General features: G+C 41.7%; 6 protein-coding genes. 4 read left to right on the top strand and 2 right to left on the bottom strand.

Annotated elements, in window-relative coordinates; translation table 11 throughout:
* Window positions 1–1,825, top strand: a 1,825-nt coding sequence (locus tag ACP5L5_RS05795; protein ID WP_428762279.1) for a threonine--tRNA ligase, incomplete at its 5' end; no start/stop codon positions are given.
* A 115-nt stretch (window positions 1,826–1,940) separates the two neighbouring features.
* Here ACP5L5_RS05795 and ACP5L5_RS05790 read toward each other — a convergent pair.
* Window positions 1,941–2,606 carry a DUF981 domain-containing protein gene (locus ACP5L5_RS05790; RefSeq protein ID WP_273304679.1) on the bottom strand — a complete coding sequence of 222 codons (666 nt, stop codon included), beginning with the start codon at window positions 2,604–2,606 and terminating at the stop codon, window positions 1,941–1,943.
* Window positions 2,607–2,829: 223 nt separating this feature from the next.
* Between ACP5L5_RS05790 and ACP5L5_RS05785 the strand changes: the two genes are divergently transcribed.
* Window positions 2,830–3,999: a hypothetical protein gene (locus ACP5L5_RS05785; RefSeq protein WP_428762277.1), complete on the top strand. Its 1,170-nt coding sequence runs from the start codon at window positions 2,830–2,832 to the stop codon at window positions 3,997–3,999.
* On the opposite strand, the gene cyoE is transcribed toward ACP5L5_RS05785, so the two are convergent.
* Complete coding sequence (gene cyoE / locus ACP5L5_RS05780) at window positions 3,992–4,846, bottom strand: heme o synthase (protein WP_013605154.1); 855 nt, start codon at window positions 4,844–4,846, stop codon at window positions 3,992–3,994. The two genes, ACP5L5_RS05785 and cyoE, sit on opposite strands and share 8 nt — an antisense overlap.
* Window positions 4,847–4,997: 151 nt before the next feature.
* Here cyoE and ACP5L5_RS05775 point away from each other — a divergent pair, with 151 nt between their 5' ends.
* Entirely contained in the window at window positions 4,998–6,587 is a 1,590-nt protein-coding gene (locus ACP5L5_RS05775; RefSeq protein ID WP_428762275.1) for an ATP-binding protein, read from the top strand.
* Window positions 6,588–6,669: 82 nt separating this feature from the next.
* Window positions 6,670–7,635 carry a hypothetical protein gene (locus ACP5L5_RS05770; RefSeq protein ID WP_428762273.1) on the top strand — a complete coding sequence of 322 codons (966 nt, stop codon included), beginning with the start codon at window positions 6,670–6,672 and terminating at the stop codon, window positions 7,633–7,635.
* The last annotated feature ends 9 nt before the right edge of the window (window positions 7,636–7,644 follow it).

Below are 7,644 nucleotides of genomic sequence, written 5' to 3'. Positions count from 1 at the left end.
GGTTAGGGATAAGGCTGTTGAAAATCCAGAACCATTAACACCAGAACTTGAGAGAGGCACCGCAAAGAACGCGCTTGTGGTTTTTGTGAGCGTTGAGGATAACGATAATGAGGAACCCAGCTATATAAATTACGTCGTTAATGAAATACTAAGCGTACTAAATGAGGTTAAGGCGTCACAATTAGTCCTATATCCGTACGCGCACTTAAGCCCTAACCTTGCAAGGCCAAGTAAGGCATTAAGCGTTTTATCGGCTGTTTATAATAAATTGAGAGAGAGATCACCAGTTCCTGTAATGAGAGCACCATTTGGATACTATAAGGCATTCGACATTAAATGCTATGGGCATCCACTCTCAGAGCTCAGTAAGTCGCTTAGTCCTAGCATGATTAGTGCACAGACAGTTCAGCAACAGGCTGTGGGTAAGGATTACTACGTTATATTGACTCCTAATGGTGAGGAATACGACGCTATGAAATATCAATTCAAGCCTAGTGAGGATGACTTGAAGGCTTTGGTTGAGAAGGAGGTGCTGAAGATGGAGCTTGAGGGTGGTAAGGAACCTAGGTATATCGATTACTGCCGTAAATTCGGCTTTGAATGGGAATCCATGAGTGATGTGGGTCACATGAGGTATGGACCAGCAGCAACATTAATGATGGAGCTCGTTGAGGACTATGCATGGAAATTAGCGAATGAACTTGGCATACCCGTGTTTAAGATCAGGGGTACTAACATGTTTAGGCGTGGTGAGAGGGCTATTGATGAGCATGCCAGGTTGTTCAATGAGAGGATGTATACGATTGAGGGCGATAAGGACGAGTTGATAATGAGGTATGCCGCCTGCTTCCAGCAATTTGCAATGATTAAGGACTGGGTGTTGAGTTATAGGGATATTCCCATTGGTATGCTTGAGGTTGCTGATAGCTATAGGTATGAGCAACCTGGCGAGACCGTGCTATGCTTTAGGCTCAGGAGGTTTTACATGCCTGACCTGCACATTTTTACGAAGGATCTAAAGAACGCAATGGATGTTGCCCTGAAGCTTCATGAGATAATATTTAGGGAGGTTAGGAAGTTGGGTAGGGACTACGTGAGCCTATACAACGTCACTAAGCAATTCTACGATGAACATAGGGATTACCTAATCGAGTTGGCTAAGCGTGAGGGCAAGCCGATGCTCATCAGGATAATGCCAGAGCAGAAGTACTACTGGGTCCTCAATGTTGAGTTTCACATAGTTGATGAATTGAGGAGACCTAGGGAGATAGCCACGTTCCAGTTCGATGTTGGTAACGCTCAGAGGTTTGGTATTAAGTATAGGGATGAGAATGGGGAGGTTAGGTACCCGGTGATTATACATACGGCGATAATAGGTAGTGTTGAGAGATACATATACGCGCTCCTTGACACGGCGGCAATAACCGAGTCTAAGGGTGAGATCCCAAGATTACCAACGTGGGTTTCACCAATACAGGTTAGAGTAATACCGATTAGCAAGGAGCACTTGACCTTTGCAAACGAAATTGTCTCAAGACTTGAGGATAGGATGATCAGGGTTGACATTGATGACAGGTTTGATGAGACACTGGCCAAGAGGGTTAGGGACGCGGAAACCTTCTGGGTGCCCTATATCGTAGTTATTGGCGATAGGGAAGTTAAGACTGGTAAATTAAGCGTTAGGGTTAGGGGTGTGCAAAAGCCCATTGAGATGGGCATTGACGAGTTTACCAGCAAGATTGAGGAGGAGATTAAGGATTACCCGAGAAGACCACTTACGATGCCTAAGTACTTAAGCATGAGACCTGCAAGCGTAATAACCTAATACTCAGTGCTCTTCCCAATCATCACTCATCAGGCAGCAGCCCTTATCTTCACCAGGTTTTTAAGAAAAGGAAGGAAAATAAACTTTAATTTTGAAACAGAATTGAATTTAATTATCAGCCTGACACGCCATACCAAGGAGCCCACTTAGCCCAGATCAATGTGTGTTCAAATGTGGCACTTATACCTATGAAGAATGCTAGGATACCGGATAGGATTAGTAAGACCATGACAAGGACACCAACGTACCTACCTGCATTATTCCTAGGCAACATGGCGCCTGGGCTAATTAGCATCGCTATCCCCAGGAACAGGTACATAGCACTCGCAAATAAAGGCTCTGTAGTCAACCCATGTACTAGTATATCAACACCATAAACAATAACTGGTATGCTAAATAACGCTATGGGTAGCGCTAGGTACCTTAAGTCAGCACCTATGTACATTGCTAAGCCAAGCATTAATGTTACTAAGCCAAAGATTGGCCAAGCGTCGGAAAAGACCAGGTTGTACGAACTTGGAAGCGGCCAAGTCATTGAAGCCCAAAGACCAGTGATTAGTGCGTAGATCCCAACACTTATGAAAAAGATGCTTAGGCACTTATTTATATTAATGCAGGCAGTAACCCCCTGAATTCTTTCCACAGTCTCTGCCCTAGATCCATCAGCGGCTATTCTAGGTCTCCTAATGAAGTTCATGAAGACGCCATACGCTGCGGTTATTAGTGTTATTCCAAGTATCATTAGCCAGATGTCCAGTGGGTCCATAAAGAGACCTGCCATTCTCAATCACCATTCTCATTTACTTGATTACAATATATAAACCAGCATATGGATGCATTTGATGCACTTATTTTTACACTTAAAAATTCATTATTTATTATTGCATTAATCAGCATGTAAATAAATGTTAATGATTATAAAAGTATTCAAATGAATTCTTCACCCAGCATTCCTTATTTAACAGCAAATCTATTTAATTTTCCAGGATTATTAAATATAGGCAATGGTTAGATTTAGCGAATTATCGCCTGAATTCTGGAGAGAATTTAGGCTTTGGCGTAGTGTGGGCAATGAAATCAGTGGTTTATCACCACCTGGAAATTTCATTGGTTCTATGAATTACCCATACATTAATGTTGGTGCATTAGTTAATGACGGTAGCAGTGACGCATCAATACTTGATAACCCAGAGGAGTGGTTTAAACGTGGCTTTACCCAATGGGATATTGTCCGGTTAAGGTCTAGGATAATACTCAGTAGGACGAGGGCTTCAGTTAATTCACTTAATAATCCCATAATTAGTAGGATTCAGGAATTAAGTATTGGGCGTAATTCGGTTGATGTTGAGGTTAGGTTGAGGAAATTGGTGCTTAGGGCGTTGGCTGATGATTATCACGCACCGCTTGGTAATATTGGTGAGTTAAGGGATTTGAGGATAACGTCTAATGTCAGTGCCGAGAATGTGGTTGAGCGGTTAATCAATGACTATGATGTGGATGCCGAGACGGCCGTTATTGAGCTTTACCGTGGCTCAATACCTGTATCCCGTATACAGCGCATGTTTACGATTGGATTGTTAGGCAGTAGGAGATTTAGGAGGTTAGTACCGACAAGGTGGTCTATAACGGCTGTTGATTCAATAATTGGTGATTACCTTAGGAACAGGATTATTGAGTATGACGAGGTTGGGCAGGTAGAGGTTCACAAAATGGAGTACATGGGAAATAGGTATTTCGTAATACTCATACCAGGTCCCTGGAGGTATGAACTTATTGAATTGAAAATGCCCGGCTCGATATGGAATAGAGACGGTAACTCGCCCAAGGTATTCGCAGATTACGAGAGGACAAGGGGCATGAAGGGATATGCGGAAAACACGGGTGGTGCGTTTTACGCAATTAGGCTTGGTGTCCTTGAGTATCTCAATAAGGTTGGTAGGCAAGCATCTGTGATAGCAATTAGGGAGGTAACACCAGAATATAAGGTTCCTGTGGGCATCTGGCAGGCAAGGGAGGCTGTTAGGAATGGCATGGGGGTTAATATAAGGGGGTTTTCGGACGTTAATGAGGCAATTAATTACGTGAATGCTTCATTATTAGCGGGAAGTGTATGGCTTAATCATAGTCGCCTCATTAGGGAGTTTAGGAGTGATTTGGCTGGGTTCTTCATTTAATGAATGATAATGCCATGCCGATTATTAGGAAGACCGTTAGTACAGGTGAGCTTGCCTTGAACATTTGCCAGAATACCTCCCTACTGGGCTTAATTATGGCCTTAATACTGTAATAACTGCTCCAGGCTGCTGTAATGATTAGTATCACTAATCCAATGAAGTTCTTGAGTATGAGTATGTAGAGGAATAGCATGTATATGTTTGAGAGTACATTTAGTAGTGCCACCATTATCATGGCCTTATCCTCACTCATCTCAAGAGGCAGCATCTTGATGCAAGTCCTTGAGTAATCATCCTTAGCCCTAATCACGAGGCTCCATATGTGTGCGGGTATCCATAGGTATATGGCCATGGATAATAGGATAGCCTCGAGGTCCAAAGGCCTTGCCACAGTCCACCCAGCCAGTAATGCCGCATTACCAGCCACACCACCAATTAGGATATTACTCCAACTCCTGCATTTCAGGAGTATTGTATAGATTACTGCATAGAAGAACCAACCAAGCACCACAAATATCGTCGGCAACAAGCCAAGCCATAAATATGATAATATGAATCCAATAATAGACAAGATCAATGATTCGATTAATGCATTACCTGGACTCACACGGCCTGCAGGTATTGGCCTAGTCCTAGTCCTGGTCATCTCAGCATCAATATTTCTCTCATAATACATGTTAAATACTGCAGAACCACCAGTACTCAGAAGCCCTATGAGCGCCAGTTCTATTACATAAATTGCATTAATACTGGGTGCCGCGGCGAATATGTACCCAGCTATAGCGGCGAGAATAAGTAGCCAAATAACTCTTGGCTTCATTAGTACTATATAATCCTTAATTGTCACGTTTAGTAATTATTAACTGTTGCGTTAAAAACTTTATTTCATAATCCATGTTAAAGTAATTGGTGAGATTCTGTTTAATTAATTTAACACCAATGCACGACTCCTTATTTTATTTAATAATAATAAAACTAGGTAATTCCCGATTAATGATGTGAGGGTTGGTGTTATAATTAAGGCGCAAAGCCCTAGATCATTTTGGTTTAGGGTATTTGATAATGTGGAGGATCGAATAAACGTTGGCACATTCGTAACCCTCGATAATTATGAAAATAGGACTAATGGCCCAATACTCGCCAGGGTAACAAGGGTTATTAGGCATAATTACCTGGTGGATGATAGAGTCATTGCCCAGCTGGGTAGTGAGGATGTGATAAATACCTTTAGGGATTATGGGGTAGATATACAGTATATTGCGCAGTCAACACTAGCCAGAGCATCAATTATTGGTTATAGGGTTGGTGCACGATTTTCTAAACCGCTCAAGCCCCCTAAGCCTATGGATTTTGTGCATTTACCAGCTGAGGGTGAATTAAGTAGGTTACTGAGGCTTGATAATAATGGTGTTATGTTGGTGATAGGTAATATTAGATCACTATCAATACCTGCAGAGCTAGATGCCAATAAGCTGGTTTCTCATCACTGCGCAATACTTGCTGCCACTGGTGGTGGTAAGTCTTGGTTGGCGGGTGTTATAGTTGAGGAATTAGCATTGAGGGCCGAAATACCGATAATAATCATTGATCCACATGGCGAATACTCAGCAATGCAGGTCCCTAAGTTTACCACTGATGACGCCAAGTACGTATCAGGTTTAGTACGGGTTTATGTGCCAGGTAAGGTTGATACCACAAGCCTTGATGAATACTTCAGGAGTAGGTTTGGTGTTGAGAGGAGGTATACCAGGTTTGGTATTAATCCTAGGGCATTATCGTTAAGGCTTATGGAAGGATTACTAAATCATTACTATGGACTTACGGATGCCCAAAGGAGGATTCTTGAGGAGGCCTGGCAGTACATGGGTATGAATAATGAATTAACGAGCATGGAGGAATTCCTAAATGATTTGGAGAAGAGTGGTGGTAAGGTCGTTAGGGGTTATGGTAATGAATTAGCATTATCCACATTACTAACTAAGGTTAGAATGCTGGTGGAGAATAGGCCATTCTTTATAACGAGACCTGGCGAATTTTATGGAAATGAACCAATAAGGTTGTTGGATATTAAGGAGCTCATGGAATATGGAATCCACGTACTTGACTTAAGTGGTTTAGACCTAGTGGATCAGCAGGCTCTTGTGGCCTTAATACTAAGTGATATATTTAGGGCATCCACAGTGAGGAGGGACAAGCCTATACTTATCGTCGTTGAGGAAGCGCATAATTATGCTCCATCAGTTAGCTCATCACTTAGTACATCGACGCTAATAAAGATCGCCAGAGAAGGTCGAAAATTCGGTGTTGGGCTCTGCATAATTAGTCAAAGGCCTTCTAAGGTTCACCCCGATGTATTAAGTCAGTGTCTAACACAGGTTTTTAAGAGGATTATTAATCCCATCGATCTTAAGTACGTTAGAAATGTTGTGGAGTTTATCTCTGATGAGGACCTATGGGAGGTAAGGGTTCTTAATGAGGATGATGCCTTGGTAACGGGATTGGCTGTTCCAATGCCATTACCTGTTAAGGTTAGGGATAGGTTAACTGAGCATGGTGGTGTGACACCAACGCTTATTCCCAGGAAATAATATCATAAGTGTGTAACTTAAGTATAATTTAAGTATAATAGAGTTAGGTAAAACTTTTTATTATGTCCCATTGACGTATAGCGTGCGAATAATCTTAGGCACGCCAATTAATTCGAGACCTAAACCCTGGCTTTATTTCCATGTACCGACTATTATGGTGAATGCCTTTGATGTTATAAGAAATAGGATTAGCAAAAAGGAACGTGTCATAAAGAATGTACTGCAATACGACGGTGAGGTTTGGATGGATAGTGGTGGATTTCAATTTCTTAGGCATGGTAAAGTACCAGAAATAGAGGACTTAGCTAAGGTTTATGACCAATTCTGGGATATTAGGTACTTTCTAAATCTTGATTATCCTCCAAGCCCTACTGATAATGATCATGAGTTGGAGGCGAAATTAAGGATGTCAATGGTTAATTATGAGTATTTGACTAAGAGATTTGATAACGTATTACCAGTGCTCCATTATCACTGGAGGACCGATATAATCATGGAGTATCTAGTTAAGTATCTAGACTTTAATCCTAAGTGTATTGCAATAGGAGGTTTAGTACCTTATGTATTGATCAGTAGGGGTGTTCCTAAGGATTCACGGAGATCGGCATTAAGGTTTCTACTAAGGATCAAACAGGAAACAGATACGTGCATTCATGTACTTGGCCTTGGATCACCGATAATAAATCCAATACTAAAGTTGATAGGTGTTGATAGTACAGATACGAGTACCTGGAGGGTTAAGGCGGCCTATGGTAAGGTGATAATGCCTGGCGGTGGTGAGAGGCACGTGAGCGGTCGATCCATAAACTTTGGCGGTAAGAAGATTACCCCCGATGATTTAATGAGATTACATAAGTTCCTTAGAGATACTGGCTTTCCAATAATTGATAGGTTTAATGATATTAAATTAAGTTTTGAATATAGGGCCTTAATTAATGCCTGGGTCGTGCTCAATAGCTTTGAGGAACCAAATTCTGGCGTGTTTAGGGCTATATATGATGAGTTAGTGAGCATGTTTTCCAAGGAAGCTCTTGAAAGAGCGTACTAGAGGATTATA

Origin of the sequence: Vulcanisaeta sp. (assembly GCF_049966235.1) — an archaeon.
In the GTDB taxonomy this organism is placed as follows: domain Archaea; phylum Thermoproteota; class Thermoprotei; order Thermoproteales; family Thermocladiaceae; genus Vulcanisaeta; species Vulcanisaeta moutnovskia.
This window is presented reverse-complemented; position numbering and strand designations above follow the sequence as displayed.